This is a genomic window from Hyphomonas sp. NPDC076881 (assembly GCF_050269995.1).
Classification (GTDB): domain Bacteria; phylum Pseudomonadota; class Alphaproteobacteria; order Caulobacterales; family Hyphomonadaceae; genus Hyphomonas.
Genome location: NZ_JBNNJJ010000004.1, coordinates 66,016 through 80,854, shown reverse-complemented (window position 1 = coordinate 80,854; position 14,839 = coordinate 66,016). Strand labels below are relative to the sequence as shown.

Annotated in this window: 16 protein-coding genes; 6 read left to right on the top strand and 10 right to left on the bottom strand. The window is 65.7% G+C overall.

Annotation, left to right across the window (positions count from 1 at the left end; all coding sequences use genetic code 11):
- Positions 1-14: 14 nt before the first annotated feature.
- Complete coding sequence (locus ACQKI2_RS05715; RefSeq protein WP_427378738.1) at positions 15-1,475, bottom strand: cytochrome b; 1,461 nt, start codon at positions 1,473-1,475, stop codon at positions 15-17.
- Positions 1,476-1,490: 15 nt separating this feature from the next.
- Positions 1,491-2,054, bottom strand: coding sequence for a ubiquinol-cytochrome c reductase iron-sulfur subunit (gene petA, locus ACQKI2_RS05710; RefSeq protein ID WP_427378737.1), 564 nt, complete (start codon positions 2,052-2,054; stop codon positions 1,491-1,493).
- Positions 2,055-2,253: 199 nt separating this feature from the next.
- On the opposite strand from petA, the gene hemF reads away from it, so the two are divergent.
- Entirely contained in the window at positions 2,254-3,150 is an 897-nt protein-coding gene (gene hemF / locus ACQKI2_RS05705) for an oxygen-dependent coproporphyrinogen oxidase (protein WP_427378736.1), read from the top strand.
- 4 nt (positions 3,151-3,154) lie between these two features.
- Here hemF and ACQKI2_RS05700 read toward each other — a convergent pair whose 3' ends face one another.
- The 8 genes from ACQKI2_RS05700 to ACQKI2_RS05665 all read right to left on the bottom strand — a co-directional run bounded on the left by ACQKI2_RS05700 (position 3,155) and on the right by ACQKI2_RS05665 (position 7,411).
- Positions 3,155-3,550, bottom strand: coding sequence for a type II toxin-antitoxin system death-on-curing family toxin (locus ACQKI2_RS05700; RefSeq protein ID WP_427378735.1), 396 nt, complete (start codon positions 3,548-3,550; stop codon positions 3,155-3,157).
- Complete coding sequence (locus tag ACQKI2_RS05695; RefSeq protein WP_427378734.1) at positions 3,547-3,771, bottom strand: AbrB/MazE/SpoVT family DNA-binding domain-containing protein; 225 nt, start codon at positions 3,769-3,771, stop codon at positions 3,547-3,549. Before ACQKI2_RS05695 ends, ACQKI2_RS05700 begins: the two co-directional genes overlap by 4 nt.
- A 118-nt stretch (positions 3,772-3,889) precedes the next feature.
- The gene (locus ACQKI2_RS05690) at positions 3,890-5,095 is read right to left on the bottom strand and encodes a CCA tRNA nucleotidyltransferase (protein ID WP_427378733.1); all 1,206 of its coding nucleotides are present in this window, start codon (positions 5,093-5,095) and stop codon (positions 3,890-3,892) included.
- A complete protein-coding gene (locus tag ACQKI2_RS05685) occupies positions 5,082-5,435 on the bottom strand; it encodes a DUF6111 family protein (protein ID WP_427378732.1) in 354 nt (117 codons plus the stop codon). Before ACQKI2_RS05685 ends, ACQKI2_RS05690 begins: the two co-directional genes overlap by 14 nt.
- A 96-nt stretch (positions 5,436-5,531) precedes the next feature.
- A complete protein-coding gene (locus ACQKI2_RS05680) occupies positions 5,532-5,927 on the bottom strand; it encodes a type II toxin-antitoxin system HicB family antitoxin (protein WP_427378731.1) in 396 nt (131 codons plus the stop codon).
- Positions 5,924-6,127, bottom strand: a complete 204-nt coding sequence (locus ACQKI2_RS05675) for a type II toxin-antitoxin system HicA family toxin (protein WP_427378942.1) — start codon at positions 6,125-6,127, stop codon at positions 5,924-5,926. Before ACQKI2_RS05675 ends, ACQKI2_RS05680 begins: the two co-directional genes overlap by 4 nt.
- A 65-nt stretch (positions 6,128-6,192) precedes the next feature.
- Positions 6,193-6,816 (bottom strand): CoA pyrophosphatase, encoded by a 624-nt coding sequence (locus ACQKI2_RS05670; RefSeq protein WP_427378730.1) that lies wholly within the window; start codon positions 6,814-6,816, stop codon positions 6,193-6,195.
- A 7-nt stretch (positions 6,817-6,823) separates the two neighbouring features.
- A complete protein-coding gene (locus ACQKI2_RS05665) occupies positions 6,824-7,411 on the bottom strand; it encodes a DUF1285 domain-containing protein (protein ID WP_427378729.1) in 588 nt (195 codons plus the stop codon).
- Between the two features lie 75 nt (positions 7,412-7,486).
- Here ACQKI2_RS05665 and ACQKI2_RS05660 point away from each other — a divergent pair, with 75 nt between their 5' ends.
- The 5 genes from ACQKI2_RS05660 (at position 7,487) to ACQKI2_RS05640 (ending at position 14,831) form a co-directional block, all read left to right on the top strand.
- Complete coding sequence (locus ACQKI2_RS05660) at positions 7,487-8,482, top strand: AAA family ATPase (protein WP_427378728.1); 996 nt, start codon at positions 7,487-7,489, stop codon at positions 8,480-8,482.
- Positions 8,479-8,868, top strand: a complete 390-nt coding sequence (locus ACQKI2_RS05655) for a hypothetical protein (protein ID WP_162546050.1) — start codon at positions 8,479-8,481, stop codon at positions 8,866-8,868. The genes ACQKI2_RS05660 and ACQKI2_RS05655 overlap by 4 nt, the downstream gene beginning before the upstream one ends.
- Positions 8,865-9,731 carry a DUF58 domain-containing protein gene (locus tag ACQKI2_RS05650; RefSeq protein ID WP_427378727.1) on the top strand — a complete coding sequence of 289 codons (867 nt, stop codon included), beginning with the start codon at positions 8,865-8,867 and terminating at the stop codon, positions 9,729-9,731. The genes ACQKI2_RS05655 and ACQKI2_RS05650 overlap by 4 nt, the downstream gene beginning before the upstream one ends.
- Before the next feature lie 196 nt (positions 9,732-9,927).
- Positions 9,928-12,795: a DUF4159 domain-containing protein gene (locus ACQKI2_RS05645; protein ID WP_427378726.1), complete on the top strand. Its 2,868-nt coding sequence runs from the start codon at positions 9,928-9,930 to the stop codon at positions 12,793-12,795.
- A complete protein-coding gene (locus tag ACQKI2_RS05640) occupies positions 12,792-14,831 on the top strand; it encodes a hypothetical protein (protein ID WP_427378725.1) in 2,040 nt (679 codons plus the stop codon). The genes ACQKI2_RS05645 and ACQKI2_RS05640 overlap by 4 nt, the downstream gene beginning before the upstream one ends.
- Positions 14,832-14,839: the final 8 nt, after the last annotated feature.

Genomic DNA, 14,839 nt, shown 5'->3' with positions numbered 1-14,839 from the left:
CCCCAGCTTGCATCTTACTCAGCCGGCACTGCGTTGCCCGTATCCTTGGGCTTACGCTTGAGCACGGATTTATGGATCGATTCCGGCAGAGCCTTCGGCTTCTCGGTCAGGCCGATGAAGAACAGGGCCACGAAATAGCCGAAGTACAGGAATGTCAGGATCAGCGACAGGTGACGGAAGGCGAAGGTCGGTGCCGGAACAGCCGAGAGGCTGGGATTGGCGCCAGCCGGCAGGCTGGCCATGAAGGCCTTTGCCTGTTCGAAGGCTTCTTCGCCACCTTTATAGCTGGCCGTGGCAGGTGCGCCTTCGACCGTATAGCTGACCACGAGGCTCGGATCGCCCTGCAGCGCCGGGATCACCGCGTCATCCGGATTGGCCGCGCCGCACCAGCCAAGCAGGAAGCAGACCACGACAAAGCCGAAGAAGAACTGACGGGCCACCGGGCGGTAGCGCATCGATTTGACTTTCGACGTGTCGAGCCAGGGCAGCACGAAGAGAACGGCAATGGCGGCGAACATGAAGATCACGCCGAGCAGTTTCGCATCGATCGGGCCAAGGTCGAAGGTGATGGCGCGCAGGATCGCGTAGAAGGGCAAGAGATACCATTCAGGCACGATGTGGGCCGGGGTCACCAGGGCGTTGGCCTCGATGTAGTTGTCGGCATGGCCCAGAACGCCGGGCGCGTAGAAAACGAAGACCGCGAACATGATCAGGAAGATCACGACGCCGAAGGCATCCTTCACCGTGTAGTAGGGGTGGAAGGGCACCGTGTCTTTCTCGATATCCTTCACTTCAACGCCGGTCGGGTTGGTGTTGCCCGGAACGTGCAGCGCCCAGACGTGCAGGACAACGGCGCCGGCAATCATGAAGGGCAGAAGATAGTGCAGCGAGAAGAAGCGCTGGAGCGTCTGGTTGCCGATCGAGGGGCCACCCATCAGCCAGGTCTGGATGCTTTCGCCGACCAGCGGGATAGCGCCGAAGAGGCCGGTGATCACGTTCGAGCCGTGATAGGACATCTGGCCCCAGGGCAGCATGTAGCCGAGGAAGGCGGTGGCCATCATCAGAAGATAGATCACGCAGCCGATGATCCAGAGCACTTCGCGCGGGGCCTTGTAAGACCCGTAATAAAGGCCGCGGAACATGTGGATGTAGACCGCGAGGAAGAACATCGAGGCGCCGTTGGCGTGGATGTACCGCAGCAGCCAGCCATAGGGCACGTCGCGCATGATGCGCTCGACCGACGCGAAGGCGCCATCGACGCTGGCTTCATAGTGCATGGCCAGGATGACGCCGGTGATGATCTGGACGGCAAGGCAGACGGCCAGAATGGCGCCGAAGACGTACCAGTAGTTCAGGTTCTTCGGCGTCGGGAAATTGATCATCGTGTCATTCGCGAAGCGAATGATCGGAAGACGGGTATCGAGCCAGCGCTCAAAGGCTGAGTTCGGCGTGTAGGTAGACTCATGTCCGCTCATCTAAAGGTATCCTTCTCAGAGGGAGATGTTGACGACCGAGTCGGAGACCCAGCGATAATTGGGGACCGGGAGATTCTTCGGCGCAGGACCTTTGCGGATGCGGCCGGAAGTATCGTAGTGCGAGCCGTGGCAGGGGCAGTACCAGCCGCCATAGTCACCCGTATTGCCCTGAGAGGGACCGACGGGCACGCAGCCAAGGTGGGTGCATGAGCCAGACGTGACGAGGATCGCCTTGTTCAGCGAGCCATCCCCCTTCGGGCGAAGGCGGGCATCATCGGTCTCCGGGTCCGGCAGGATGGAGATGTTCACCGATTCGGCGGCCGAGATTTCAGCCGGCGTGCGGTGGCGCACGAAGAACGGCTTGCCGCCGATCAGGATGCGGATCTCGCCGCCCAGCGGAACCTTGGAAACGTCGACGTCGAGCGCCGAAGCCGCGCGCGTATCGGCAGCCGGATTCCACTGGTCCACGAGCGTCCAGGCGAACATGGCGGCGCCGCCGAAAGCTACTGAACCTGTGGCGATGTGAATAAAGTTGCGGCGGTCTTCATCGACCGCCTCGGCGTGGGTCTCTGTCGTCACGTTTCTATCCGTCCCTGGTGCGTGGCGTTAGCCGCTGTCTTTACTAAAGCTGCGCGGGCCGCACATTGCGGCAAGTGGGCGCGGGGCGCGGCAGAAACTGCGCGTCCTGCCCCCAGTTGGGAGAGGGCGTTACCGCCGTTCCGCCCCTGTGACAACTGGGGACTTGCGAGGCAAATGCCCACATAGCAACAAGTCGGGCATGATCAGCGACACCCAGACTGCCGAGTTTACGGCGCGCAAGGCGCAGGCAAGCGCCTGGTTCCGCGCGCTTCAGGAAGACATCATTGCCCGCTTCGAAGCCATCGAGGACGCCGCCCTGCCCCCGCTCTATCACGGAGACGCGGGGCGATTCGCCCTGAAGGACTGGCGCCGGGGCGATGGCAGCGCAGACCTGGGCGGGGGGCGGATGGGCCTGATGCGCGGGAAAGTGTTCGAGAAGGTGGGCGTGCATTTCTCAGAAGTTCACGGCACGTTTTCCGAAGCCTTTGCCGCGCAGATACCGGGGGCGGACAAGTCTGGCGGGCAATTCTGGGCGAGCGGGATTTCGCTGATTGCCCACCCGCTGAACCCGCGCGTGCCGGCCGCGCACATGAATACGCGGATGCTGGTGACCAGCGAGGCCTGGTTTGGCGGCGGCGGCGACCTCACCCCCCTGCTGGCCTATCAGCGCGATCAGGGCTTTGAAGATACGGTGGATTTTCACGCCGCGATGAAGGCGGCCTGCGATACCCATCCCGGCGCCGACTACGCGCATATGAAAGACTATTGCGACACCTACTTCCACCTGCCCCATCGCAGCGAGCCGCGCGGCACCGGCGGCATTTTCTATGACCGGTTCAATACCGGCGACTGGGAAGGCGATTTTGCGTTCACCCAGGAGGTGGGCCGGCAATTTGCCAACATATATCCAACTCTTGTGCGCCGGCGCATGAACGAGGCCTGGAGCGCGCACGAGCGGGAAGCCCAGCTGATCCAGCGCGGGCGGTATGTGGAGTATAACCTGCTCTATGACCGGGGCACGACCTTTGGCCTGAAAACCGGCGGGAATATCGAGAGCATTCTCTCATCCATGCCGCCAATCGTAAAATGGCCCTGAAAGATCAGAGCTTTTCGCAGGACCGGCGGAGCCAGGCGGCGTAGGCTTCCTCGGTGATTTCGCTGGCGGCGAGCGCGAAGGTCTTGACCGTCGCATCTACTTCATCGGCGGTCAGCATCCAGCCATTGATCTCCAGGAAGACGGCAGCGGCGAGGAATCCGGTGCGTTTGTTGCCATCCACGAAGGGATGATTCCGAACGATTCCAAAGGCGTAGGCTGCCGCCAGATCAAACAGATCCGGCGCGCCATAGGCGAACAGGTTTTCCGGGCGGGCAAGCGCACTGTCGAACAGCCCTTCATCGCGGACCCCGGCGGCCCCGCCATGATCCGCGAGGCTTTCGTCATGCAGGATGAAGACTGCTTCCCGGCGGAGCCATTTGGGCGGCGCGTGGTCCGTCATTTGGCGAGTTCACGCAGCGTGTTGCGGTAACGCCGCGCCACAGAGCGGCCGACCTCAACCTGCTCAGCGACAGATTCGTCATAAACATCAAGGCGAAAGCCATCCGGCGTGTCACTGAGAATGACCGTATCGCCCTGGCCGATCTTTTTGCGGGCCAGCGCATCGGCGGGCAGCACGACGCCGAGGGAGTTGCCGATCTTGCGGATTTTCAGCTTGGTCATGGGGGCCTCCTGATGGAATAACATGCGTTATAACATGGGGCGGCTATTCTGGGAACCAAGGGCGGCCAGCGCGGGTTCATCCGGCGGACATTTCCGGACAAACCGGACACGCCCCGCCTCACTTCAGGCGCGAGAGCAGGTCTTCGCGGGAGAGCCGGAAGCCAGACGCGATCCAGGCCTCTTCCAGCGTTTGGAGCCGCTTGCCGACCTCGGGGCCCCTGAGGCCAGCGGCGAGGGCGTCGTCACCCCCGACCGGGAAGACCGGGCGCATCCAGCTGGACTTGTCCGTCAGGATCGGGGCGAGCTTGTCCTCCCCCCCGCTGGCCGCTTCGATCAGGGCGCGGTCGAGCACGGCCTGGGGGGTAAAGCGGTAGAAGGCTTCCCGCCGGGCGCTCTGGCCGAGGCCGAGCATATGGCCGAGGGCCGGATCGGCCCAGGCCTGAAGCCGGGCGGCTTCCTGATTGGAGAGGCGCAGGGCGCTGGCGGCCTCCGACATGTTGCGCGGGCGGCGGGGCAGCATCGCCATCAGGCGCTGCATCGGATCGGCCCGCAGGCCATGGGCAGCCTCGACTTCGACCAGCCCGGGGACAAAGGCCGCTGTGGCGCCGGGCAGGACGATAGCCAGGACGCCGGCCTCTTCCATCGCCATCAGGGCGGTTGACGGATCGGGCGCTGAAAGCGTGCGCTTCAGCTCCTTCCAGATCCGCTCGGCAGCGATTTTCTTCAGCCCCTCCCGCTGCCGCGCACAGGCCGCCTGCCCCGCCGTATCAATTCCGGCGCCATACCAGGCATTGAAGCGGTAAAAGCGCAGAATGCGCAGATAGTCCTCGATCAGGCGCTGATCAGCCTCGCCGATGAAGATGACACGGCCGGCAAGGGCGTCTTCAATCGAGCCAGGCACGACTTCGTAAAGCGTCCCCTCCGGCCCGGCATAGATGGCGTTCATACGGAAATCGCGGCGGGCGGCGTCTTCGGCCCAGTCCTGCGTGAAGGCGACGACAGCGCGGCGGCCATCGGTTTCGACATCCCGGCGCAGGGTGGTGATCTCCACCGGCACGCCCTTATGGAAGGCCGTCACCGTGCCGTGTTCGATACCCGTGGGGATCACGCGGATTTCGGCCGCTTCCAGCGCCGCAACGGTTTCGGGCGGGGTGAGCTGGGTGGCGATATCGACATCATCCGCAGGCAGGCCGCGCAGGGTGTTGCGGACACAGCCGCCGACATAGCGCGACCCATCCTTGCGGGCCGCTTCCAAGGCCGCCATCACGGCCCGGCTTGAGGGCGCCTCCAGCCAGCTTGCCGTAATCCGCTCAGTTTGGGTCATCGGCGGGCGGTGTCTCGGCAGGCGTTGAGGAAGGCGTGAGACGCCCGCGCTGCAGGCCGACATCTTCGGGATGGCGCTCGCACGGATAGGTGCGCTGCGGGATCAGCTGGCCGTTCTCATAGCGCGCCGGTTCCACACACATGTCGCGCTCGCGCGGCTCCAGCGCGATCAGCACGAACCAGGCGATGGTGGCCAGACCAAGACCAATGGCGAACAGCATCTGGATGGGCCATTTGCGCTTGCCCGCTTCCTCAGCCGAACGGGTCGCAAGCGTGTAGATGCCGAACACCAGAAAGGGCAGCGAGAATATAAAGACTTCAAACAGCAGGCGTCCGGCCATGTCGGTGCTTTTCCCCGCAACTCTTTCAAGCCTTACATAAGGCGCTGAAAGGGTTTGAGAAACCCTGAAGGGGGCAGCGCGGCCAGCCTAAAGTACTCAACGGCGCTCAATTTCGTGCCGCGCCGCTTCCACCAGAAAGGCAGACCGGGTCAGGCCGCGCTCGCGGGCAGCCGCGTCGATGGCTTTCAACATGCCTTTGTCGAGGCTGATATTGGCGCTCACCTGCCGGGTTTCGTTTTCGATGAGCGGGACAGAAATAAGATAGCCGCCTTGCAATATCGCCTGCCGGATATCGGGATCTGCAGTCACTTCAGCTGCGGAACGGGCGAGCGGCGCAACGCCGCCTTCCAGATGCAGGGCCAGCGCTTCAATGGCGTTTTTCAGGATGTCTTCTTCGGAGTCGGCAGCGGAGAAGCAGCCGGGAACATCGGGAAAGGTAATGCCGTAGGCAGAGCCTTCCTCTAATTCGACAAGGGCGAGATAGCGCTTCATATGTCTTTCTCCTCTAGCCATCCTGCGGCTCTGGCGATGGCCCGTGCCGTGCCTGTCGGCAGGTCTTTCTTTGGATGCGGCACCGTCAGGGTTTGGCCGTCTTTCGTAAACTGGTGGTGGGAGCCGCTGGTCCGGGCGAGTGTCCAGCCTTCTTTTTGAAGGCGCTGGAGAATTTTCCGGCTGTTGCGCTCTAGCCCCATGCGCAAAATATTGCGCATAGAAAGTCAAAAATCAACACTGTTGCGCAAATATATGCGCAAAGCCGTCAGTCGCTTTCATATAGTGTCTGGTAGAGGCGGCGGATGATGCCGGCGGTGACACCCCAGATACGGTATCCGTTATAGGGCATCTCGTAATATTCCCGGTGGGCGCCCTTATAGAAGGCGGTGCCGGTCAGGTAGTTCTTGGGGTTCATCAGCAGTTCGAGCGGGGTCTCGAAGATGGCGGCGACTTCGCCGGGCTCTGCCACTGGCTGGAAATCAGCCGGCAGCAGTCCGACAACCGGGGTGATGCGGTAGCGCGTGCCGGTGATGTAGGGCGAGGCCTTGCCCAGCACGTCCACATCATTGGGATGGGCACCGACCTCTTCATGGGCTTCGCGCAGGGCGGCGGCGACCTCATCCAGGTCAATCGGGTCCACCTTGCCGCCGGGCAGCGCGACCTGGCCGGCATGGTCTGCCATCGTGGTGGGGCGCAGGGTGAGGAGCGCCGTGGGGCCTTCCCGGCGCGGGATGACACCGAAGAGGACCGCCGCCGGGCGGATGATGGCGACTTCTTCGGGCGTGAGGAAATCCATGTCGCCCATTTCGGTAAGCCGCCCCTGCCCTGCGGGCGGGTCGAGCTTGGCGGTGACGCGCTCTACAAAGTCATCAAGGGTGCGAAAGGACATCGGGGGCCTATGCCGCAGGTCCGAGCGGAAAGAAAACCCCTTTGCTCCAGACGCCCAGCAGATTCTCGTCCTCCGGCGAGGGTTCGGCGAGGTCCACCAGCTCATAGAAAACCGGGCGGGCGAGCTTGGCCTCGAGGCGGCCGCGCACCAGAACATAGGGCGAGGGCTCGCCGGTTTCGGGGTCTGTCTCGACGCGGAGGGGGCGGTCTGGCCCGGCGATGGTTACGTCGCCCACGGTGGTGACAAAGCCGATTTCCTGATCCCGCCCGGGCGCGCCCAGCACATCCATCCGGCCGGCCAGGAAGGGCGCGTCTTCGACATGCACGATCACTTTTTCATGAGGGGTGACGAGGAAAGTCTGCCCGCCGGCATCCTTGCGCAGGATGCGGGCGAAGAGTTTGACCAGGCTGGCGCGCTTGATCTCGCCGCCTTCATGCCACCAGCTGCCATCGGCGCGGATTTCCATGCCGATATCCTTAACCCCGGCAGGATTCCATTTCTCCACAGGGGGTAACTCAGCACCAAACTTGCCTTCCGGCAGGATGGCCTTAAGCGTTTCCTCAACGCTCAGAATTGTGCCGGGACTGGATGTCACATCTTTCTCCGCCAAAATGACGCCTTAGACATAGGGCTGATAGCCAGAGACGTGAAGCCGGAGGCGCCTGAACACATGGCCGATACCACAAACACCGAAACTGCCGTGGCAGATGCAGAGGCTGCTGCCGAAGCCCTTGCCCGCGTGAAAGCTGAAATCGGCAAGGCTGTGTTTGGCCAGGAGAAAGTGGTGGAGCTGTCGCTCGCCGCCGTGCTGGCCGGGGGGCATGCGCTGCTGATCGGCGCGCCGGGCCTGGCCAAGACACGGCTGGTCGAGGCGATGGGCACGGCGCTCGGCCTGGCCAATCAGCGCATCCAGTTCACGCCGGACCTGATGCCGTCCGATATTCTCGGCTCTGAAGTGCTGGACGAAAGCCCGACCGGCGAGCGCAGCTTCCGCTTCATCAAGGGGCCGGTGTTCACCCAGCTTCTGATGGCTGACGAGATCAACCGCGCCTCTCCCCGCACCCAGTCTGCCCTTCTGCAGGCGATGCAGGAGAAACATGTGACGGTGGCCGGCGCCCGGCATGACCTGCCCGCGCCCTTCCATGTGCTGGCCACCCAAAACCCGATCGAGCAGGAGGGCACCTATCCCCTGCCCGAAGCCCAGCTTGACCGGTTCCTGCTGAAAGTGGACGTGGCCTATCCCGACCTCGACACCGAGCGGCGCATCCTGATCGAGACGACGCGCGGGGGCGAGGCGCCGGTGAAGGCGGCGCTGAACGCCGCTGAGCTTCTGAAAATCCAGGCGCTGGTGCGCCAGATGCCGGTGGGCGAGAAGCTGGTGGCGACGATCCTCACCCTCATCCGCGAGGCACGGCCCGAGCAGACCACGGATGCGCGCGTGAAGCGCCTCGTTGACTGGGGCCCATCGCCGCGGGCGGGTCAGGCGCTGATGCTGGCGGCGCGGGCACGGGCCCTGCTGCGCGGGCGGCTGGCGCCGTCGATGGAAGATATTGAAGCCCTCGCCGACCCCTGCCTCGGGCACCGGATGGCGATGCGCTATGACCCGACCGGGGACGCGCCGAAGCTCAGCGAGCTGATCAATGATCTGGTGAGGAAGGCTGCATGAACTTTCGCATACTGGCGGGGGCCGGAACCGGATTGCTCGCGTCTGCCTGCGCAGGCGGGCCGCAGGCCGGGCTGGACGCGGCAGTGATCGCCTGCGGCGATACGCTGGCGCAGAACGCCGCCTATGTGCGCCAGCATGTGGAAGCGCGCGAGGAAAAGCTGAAGGTCATCCGCTTTGCCTCCGAAGAAGCGATGGACGCCTATAATGAGGTGACCGACACTTTCACCGTTCTGGGCATCGACCTGGTGGCCATGCGCAATGTGATCGAGATGGAACGCGGGCTGCCGGACGATACGGCGGAATACACATTCGATCACACTACGGATGAAGAAGCGACCGCGCGGATCGAGGCGGCCAAGGCGTGCGCGGGTCCGCTGCTGGAATGATCCCTGCTTCTGACCTGCGCGCCGAAGCGGAAAGCCTGGCACGGCAGTTGCCGGGCTTGAACTTCAAGGCAGAAGCCTCCGAAGCCGCGCATATCGGCTCGGCCGGGCGGCGGCGTGCGGGCACAGGCGAGAATTTCTGGCAGTATCGCCGCTTTACACAGGAAGATGCGCCGGGGCGCATCCACTGGCGCCGCTCTGCCAAGGGCACGGATCTTTTCGTGCGCGAAAGCGAGCTTGAGACCGCGCGCACGGTGCTGTTCTGGGTGGACGATGCGCCGGGCTTTCGCTGGAAGGGCGCGGGCGACCTGCGCACCAAGGCGGAGGAGGCGACCCTCCTGATGCTGACGATGGCCATTCTCATGTCTAAGGATGGCGAGCGGATTGGCGCGCTGGGCTCTGGCCGAAGCCCCAGCTTTGGCAAGCGGGCGGTGGACCGGCTGCTGGACGATCTTGCGCGTGGCACCAAGGGGCAATTCCCGCCCCCGCCCAAGGCGAGCGCGACGATGGTGGTGGCGTCTGACTTTTATGATCCGCCAGCGGAATGGCAGGCGCGGCTCGGGCCCCTTGCGGGAAGGTGTCCCGAGGGCGTGCTGCTGGCCGTGTCGGCGCCGGTGGAGATTGCGTTTCCCTTTGAGGGGCGCACGAAGCTTTCCCGCCCCGGCACGGGAGAGGAACGCATTCTTGGCCGGGCCGAGACGATGCGCGAGGAATATATGCGCCGTTTCACCGAGCAGCGCGAGGCGCTTGCCGCGCTTGCCGCGCGCATGGGCTGGGGGCTGGTGACGCATGTGACCGGCAGCCCGGCGCTGTCTGGCGCTTCCCGCCTGAAGGCGGAAATCGAACGCTTCGGAGTGGCGCGGTGATGGGTAGGGTGTTTTCTGCCAAAGCCCCCTCTCCCTTGAGGGAGAGGGGGTTGGGGGTGAGGGAGCCGCAACGCTTCCTCCTACCGCATCAGACGCCGTTCCTGCTGACCGGTTCTTGCAAGATCGCGCCACCGCGCCCCCTCACCCCTACCCCTCTCCCCAAGGGGAGAGGGGATGAAGAACAGGTGGGCGCACAATGACCGCCATCGGGCCTTTTCTGCTGGGGGCGCCGCTGGCGCTGTTTGCGCTGCTGGCACTGCCGCTGATCTGGTGGGTGCTGCGGGCAACCCCGCCCGCGCCGAAGGAGGCCGAGCTTCCCTCGCTGCGCCTGCTGGAGGGGGCAGAGCCTGAAGAAGAGACGCCCGCGCGCACGCCCTGGTGGGTGTGGCTGATCCGTACACTGGCGGTGATCGCGGCAATCCTTGGCCTTTCCCAGCCCGTCTGGGCGCCGGGCGCGCGCACCACCGAGGCAGGCGGCGGGCCGCTGTTGATCGTGATCGACAATGGCTGGGCCTCTGCCCCGCGTTGGAGCGAGCTGACCAATGCGGCGAGCGCCACGCTGGACGCGGGCGACCGGGACGGGGCGGTGCACCTCTTGCTGACAGCGCCGCGCCAACTCAACGCCGACCCCGCCGAGCGGCTTTCCCGCGCGGACATGGCCCGGCGCCTTGCGAGCCTCGATCCCCAGCCCTGGGCGACCGACCGGACCGATGCCCTGGCCCGGCTGGACGCCTCGAACCTCACACCGGCACGGATATTCTATGCGAGCGACGGGCTGGAAACCGAAGGGGGCGCGGCCTTTGCTGCGGCCCTGGCCGCGCGCGCGCCGCTGACCGTGTTTGCCGCCCCGCCCGAAGGCCCTGCCGTGATCACCGGGCTTTCGGCGCAGACCGATGCGGTGACCGTGCGCCTGGCGCGGGCCGATGCGCGGGGCAGCGCGCGGGCCTTTGTTTCGGCGCTGACGCAGGACGGCTCCGCGCTCGCCTCCGCCGAGGCGGTGTTTGCCGAGGGCGAACGGGAAGCCGAGGCGCAATTTTCCATTCCGGCCGCAGCACTGGCGCGGATTGCGCGGTTCAATGTGACCGGGCGGGCGGGCGCAGGCACGGTTTGGCTCTGGGATTCGGCGGAGCGGACGCGCCGCGTCGGCATCGTCGACACCGGCACGGCGGCCCAGCCGCTGCTCTCGGACATGCACTATATCCGCAAGGCGCTGGAGCCGTTCGCCTCGATCTCCACCGGAGACATCGAGACGCTGGTGGCGGCAGCGCCCGACGCGATCATTCTTTCCGATGTCGGACAGATTCCGAAGGCCGATACCGAGCGGCTGACAGAGTGGGTAGAGAATGGCGGGGCGCTGATCCGCTTTGCCGGACCGCGCCTGGCCGCGCAGGGGGATGATCTTCTCCCCGTGACGCTGCGCCGGTCTTCCCGTGCCATTGGGGGCGCGCTGGCCTGGGAGGAGCCGCAGGGGCTGGCCCCCTTCCCCGATACTTCGCCCTTTGCCGGCCTGCCCGTGCCCGCCGATGTGCGCGTGCGCCAGCAGGTGCTGGCGCGGCCCGAGCCGGATCTGGCGCGCAAGACCTGGGCGCGGCTCACCGATGGCTCGCCCCTCGTCAGCGCGGACAGCCGGGGCGACGGGACGCTGATCCTCTTCCACATCACCGCCGGGCCGGACTGGGGCGACCTTGCCTATTCCGGCGTGTTCGAACAGATGCTGCGCCGGGCGATTGCGGCAGGCCGGGGCGAGGCGGTGGAAGATGGCGACGGCACCTATATGCCCCAGCTTTCCCTCGACGGATTTGGCCGCCTGACACGGGCGAGCCCCAATGCCGCGCCGGTCAGGGCTTCCGAATTTGCCACGATGAAGCCTTCCGAAATCCACCCGCCGGGGCTTTATCAGGGGCCATCGGGATCGCGCGCGCTGAACATTGGCGCAGGCGCCGCGCCGCGCCTGATGACGCAGTGGCCATCCTCCGCCCGCCTTCTGGGCGACGCCGAAGCCCGCTCCCTGCGCCTGGCCGGGCCGATGCTGGCGATTGCCGCAGGCCTTCTGGCGCTGGACCTTTTCATTGCCTTGTTCGTAGCCGGACGGCTGCGCGGGCTGACCCGCCGGGGCAAGGCGGCGGCCAAGAAAACAGGGGGCGCGGTGGGCGCGCTGATCCTGGCCTTTGCCTTCCTGCCGCAGGAGCCGGCCCACGCCCAGGGCGGCTATGAGCTGTTGCCCGATGGCAGCTATCGCGCGATCCCCTCGCCCTCCACCCGCGTGGTGCCCCTGCCGGCAGGCAAGGCGAGCGAGAAGGAAATCGAAGCGGCCCTGGTAATGCGGTTTGGCTATGTCGAGACCGGCGACCGGGCCCTCAATGAGCGCACGCGCGCGGGCCTGCGCGGGCTGTCCAACATCCTCAACATGCGCACGTCGGTGGAGCCGGCAGAGCCCCATGCGCTGAACCTGGAAACCGACGCGCTGGAGCTTTATCCGCTGATCTTCTTTGTGGTGCCGGAGACTGCCGCGCCGCTGACAGACCGGGCGGTGGCGCGGCTGAACGCCTATCTGCGCGCGGGCGGCGCGCTGGTGATCGACACGCGCGCGGGCGGCGACCCGGCAGCGCAGACGGATGTGTCGCGGCTGGAAACCCTGCTGGCGGGCCTCGACGCGCCGCAACTGCAGACCGTGCCGGACAATCATGTGCTGTCGCGCAGCTTTTATCTGATCAAGGATTATCCTGGCCGGTTTGCCGGACGGCGCCTCTGGATCGAGAAGACGGGCGAGCCCGGCGCCACGCGCGGGGACGGCGTCTCGCGCCTGTTCATCGGCGACGCGGACTGGGTGTCAGCCTGGGCTGTGGACGACAATGGCCGCGACCTCTATTCCGTTGACGGAGGACCGCAGCAGCGCGAGACCGCGCGGCGGTTTGGCGTCAACCTGGTGATGTATGTGCTGACGGGCAGCTATAAGGACGACCAGGTGCATATTCCTGCGCTGCTGGAGCGCCTGGGCGAACAGAATGAAACACCCGAGCCTCTGCTGCCGGGCGGCAATCTGCTGGATGGGGGGCCGCGATGACCGAAGCGGTGCGCCTCAGCCTTGAGCCTTTCCTGGGCTGGCCCCTGATCTGGGCGCTGGTGGCGCTGACGGTTGGGGCGTGGACGGCGTATTTCTTCCTGCGGGGCCGGGCCTGGCTGACGCGGGCGGTGGGCCTGCTGGTGGTTTCTGCCGCGCTGCTCAACCCCACGCTGGTGCATGAGGAGCGCGAGCCCCTGCCCTCGGTGGCGGCGCTGATCCTCGACAAATCCGAGAGCATGCAATTTGGCGAGCGGGACCGGGCGGCGGCGGCCGCCTATGAAGCGCTGAAGGCAAAGCTCGCCGAAGATACGAGCCTGGAAGTGCGCACGCTGGAGACAAGCCCCGGCGATGACGGCACCTATCTCTATGGCGCGCTGGAAGGTCTGATGGCGGATGTTCCGCGCGACCGGATTGCCGGGGCAATCATGGTGACCGACGGCCAGGTGCACGATCTGCCTGATCCGGCGCGCGTGGAGGCGATCATCGGGCCGCTGCACGGCGTGATCGCAGGCGACGAAGACCTTGGCGACCGGCGCATCGAGATCGTCAATGCGCCGAATTTCGGCATCGTGGGCGAGACAGCCACCCTGATGGTGCGCGCCGAAGACCCGCGCGGCGGAACGATGGACCTTGCCGTTTCGCTGAATGGCGGGGCGCCCGAGCGCGTGCGCGTGGAGGCGGGCAAGGAGACGCCCGTGCCGATCGAGATCGAGCGGCGGGGCGAGAACATCGTGGTGATCGAGGCGCCGCCGGGGCCGCAGGAACTGACGCTGGCCAACAACCGCGCGGCCACCTCCATTGCCGGCGTGCGCGACCGGCTGCGCGTTCTGCTGGTGACGGGCAAACCCAACCAGGCGGGGCGCGTGTGGCGCGACCTGCTCAAATCCGATCCGTCCGTAGACCTCGTACATTTCACCATTCTGCGCCCGCCCTTCAAGGTGGACTATGCGCGGCCCGATGAGCTGGCCCTGATCGAGTTCCCAACCGAGGAACTGTTCGAGCAGAAACTGACCGAGTTCGACCTGATCATCTTCGACCAGTATGAGCGCCAGGGCGTGATCACGCAGGCCTATCTCAACAACATGTCGCGTTACGTGGCGGATGGCGGGGCATTGTTGATCGTGGCGGGCGAGCAGTTTGCCGGCCCCGCCAGCCTCGCGCGCTCGCCGCTCGCCTCGGTTCTGCCCGCCTCCCCCACCGGCGTGATCCGCACCGGCGAGTTCGTGCCGCAGCTGACCGGTCCTGGCAAACGCCATGCCGTCACCGCGCCGCTGGACGGGCAGCAATGGGGCGGCTGGATGCGCTATATCGAGGCCAATGCCGTGGGCGGCGATGTGCTGATGAGCGGGCCGGACGGGCGCCCGCTGCTGATCGTTGACCGCGTGTCCAAGGGGCGCGTGGGGATGCTGATGTCGGATCAGATCTGGCTGTGGGCGAGCGGGCATGATGGCGGCGGGCCGTTTGCCGAACTGATCCGCCGGGTGGTCCACTGGATGATGAAGGAGCCGGAGCTGGAAGAACGCCGGCTGGCCCTGACCATCGAGGCGGGCGCGGCGAAGATCGAACTGCGCACGCTGCTGGACGCGGCCCCGCCGCTGGAGGTGCAGACGCCGGAGGGCGAGGTGCTGACCCCGCGCTGGGCCCCGGCCGGCCCCGGCGTCTTCACAGCAGAGGCGCCGGTCGAGGAGCTGGGCATCTACCGCGCGCGCTCCGGAGGGCTGGAGGCAATTGCGCTGAGCGGGCCGGAAAACCCGAAGGAATATGCCAATCTGGAATCGACCACGGCGCTGATCGCCCCTGTGGCGGCGGCAACCGGCGGGGGCGTGTTCCGGCTGAATGATACGGGCACGAACATTCCCGACATTCGCCGCGTGGGCAATCAGAAGACGGCGGCAGGGGCAAACTGGCTGGGCCTGCGCGAACGGGGCGCCTATGCGGTGCGCTCGTCCACCAGCCAGGGGCTGGTGCCGGGTATTCTGGCGGCAGGCCTGCTGGTGATCTTCCTGCTGCTGGCCTGGCGGCGCGAGGGACGCTGACGCACCCC